Consider the following 2,554-nt stretch of genomic DNA (forward strand, 5'->3'; position numbering starts at 1 on the left):
AAATGGTAAGAACGGATGCCCAAGTTTCTGTTGTGATTATTGACAATAAGAAATTTGTAACTGAAAACAGTGGTACTTGTGTTTTCCCTTGGACCGCTACTTGGTTTGATTTTGTTCATGGCTTAGATGATATCACCAATATTTTTATCGAAGTTGTACCGTTGATTAATTTAGGATCGGCTCAAATTATCACCGTGACTAATATTACTCCAACCGCTTTCAGAATTAATTTAGATCAAGTAACGGGCGGTACCGTTAACCCCACCTTCTCGTTTACTGCTAAATCTAATTGGGATTTGGCCTAACGCATGATGAGTAAGGTCAATCAAAAACCAAGCACCTAAAAAACTAACAAAGAAAAAATGAACTTACTTAAAAAAATAGCAATCCTATCCCTGTTAGTAGTTGCTTGCAGCCCTGCATTTTCGCAAAAGAATAAGGGTGTAATTACGATAAAAGGCCAGTAAAAAAACTTTAGATTGATGAATTAGCTGGGAAGTAATTACATTTCCTTACGGTCTGTTTTGGAGGCTACCCACACATATCTATTCACAGTACACTTTGGACACCAAAATATTCGAATAGGTAAAAACCCAAGTACCGATTTTAGCAGAAACCCACGGGGTACCTGGTAGTGAAAATCACATTTACATTTTCGGCAGCGATAGTCTTGATAGCTCATAGGATTTAGATGTCATAAATAATATCAAAAACTAAACCATAAGCATGTACGTTTTTATCCCCTGGATGGTTTGCTAGCAAGTAACATATTTTTTTTCAAATAAAATAAATCGTCGACGTAAAGCGTGTACAAACCAATGAGATGAACCATGATGAATACACTGTATATCAGCCAATTAAAAAGCTTATTTAGACTGTGTAACATTAACAAATTATTAATAAACTATTAATTAAATGATTGCTCGTTAAAATAATTAAAACTTTTATCGCATAACTTTGTTTACTACTAACCTATCTACTATACAAACTGTCCTGAAAAAAACCCATTATTCCCCAATACTTTTCTGTGTTAGATAATTTGACTACCTTGCTGGTTAAAACAGGTTTGTCAATGTTCTTCTTTAGAAAAAGAAATAAAAATTCAGATTTCTCCGCAGTTGGGGTCGATATGCACTCCCATTTAGTTCCTGGTGTTGATGATGGTGCAAAGGATGTAAATGATAGTGTAAAACTTATTAGTGGCTTAAAAGAATTGGGTTTTAACCGTCTTATTACTACGCCACATACTTTACAAGACATTCATCCTAATACGACTGCCTCGTTGCAGGCAGGTTTTTCCTTGTTAGACGGCAAACTACCTGAAGGCATTTCTGTGTCTTTATCGTCTGAATATTATTTAGATGATCAGTTTTTAAAGCAGGTAAATGCCGGCACTGTGTTGCCTTTACCGGGAAACAGGTTATTATTCGAATTTAGTCAGATTGCCAGACCGCATGATTTAGAAGAGCAAATCTTCGAGCTGGGAATTAAAGGCTACCAACTTATTTTAGCTCATCCAGAGCGTTATTTATTTTTCCATAAGCAATTTAGCTACTATACAAGGTTGAAAGAAATGGGCGTAGAGTTACAGGTAAATGCGCTATCCCTAACCGAGCATTACGGCAAAAACATTAAACAAATTGCCGAGAAGCTCATCGAAAAAGACATGATCGATTTCATTGGTACAGATACCCATCACGTAAAGCACTTAGAAACCCTTAAACTCGTTCCCCAAAGCAAACACTTTGCCCGTTTAGTAGATAGTGGACTATTGAAAAATAGCAGCTTTAACTAGGAAGTTGGTTTTTGCTGGGTGCGTCATTGCGAGGCACGCTACCGTATTGAGTATATCAACTATGAGGGGTATGCGCCCTGTTTGCTGGCCTTCGAGTTTTTAGGAAGACCAAATGACAATAAAAGTCTCTAGTGCTATTAAAGGACTAATTCGCTATTAACTCTTGAACCAGATGATGAACCATTGTACAAGGATTTTTTTCATGATAAGGGATACGGGCATCGAAAACATTTTGTAATGCATTTGCTCGCTTTATTGCAACTACTAGTTTAGCAGGCAATAGCGGCAAAACCTGAGTTATAAATCGCTCTCGCCTTTTCATATTTTCCTTGTAATTGAATGTATCGAGCTCAGTAACTATATCAAGATCAGGATTTCGGGCAACAACATTTTTAAAAATATGTGTCAGGCGTTCATAAATATAGTTTCTATGTAATGGGGCGCCAGTTGGGACATCTTCAAAATGCAGCAAAATCCAAAGCTCGAATACATCATTACTCCAAGCAACTTTTATTCCAGCATTTTCAGCTAAAATAATAGATGTATCAAAATCTATATTGTCTTGAGGCAAATTATTTATCCAAACTTCAGCTTTAAGATCACGATCATACACACACCAAATATCCTCAGTCGTGCCTGGTACCACTTTATAACGACCACCTACAAATTCAATCAATCCTTGATCACGACAACTGCTTATCGTGGCATTCAGATTAAGTTTTTTAGATCTTTGATTTGGAATGGCATTAACTTTTAAAT

The 2,554-nt window shown here is 36.3% G+C and carries 3 protein-coding genes; 2 read left to right on the forward strand and 1 reads right to left on the reverse strand.

The window, feature by feature from the left end:
- Window positions 1-305, forward strand: a 305-nt coding sequence (locus WC622_RS17115) for a hypothetical protein (RefSeq protein WP_372820902.1), incomplete at its 5' end; no start/stop codon positions are given.
- A 722-nt stretch (window positions 306-1,027) separates the two neighbouring features.
- Window positions 1,028-1,795 carry a tyrosine-protein phosphatase gene (locus WC622_RS17120; RefSeq protein WP_372820903.1) on the forward strand — a complete coding sequence of 256 codons (768 nt, stop codon included), beginning with the start codon at window positions 1,028-1,030 and terminating at the stop codon, window positions 1,793-1,795.
- Window positions 1,796-1,940: 145 nt separating this feature from the next.
- Here WC622_RS17120 and WC622_RS17125 read toward each other — a convergent pair.
- Window positions 1,941-2,554 (reverse strand): RloB family protein (locus WC622_RS17125; RefSeq protein ID WP_372820904.1); only part of this gene is annotated, 614 nt, incomplete at its 5' end.

The organism is Pedobacter sp. (genome assembly GCF_041662865.1).
Taxonomy (GTDB): domain Bacteria; phylum Bacteroidota; class Bacteroidia; order Sphingobacteriales; family Sphingobacteriaceae; genus Pedobacter.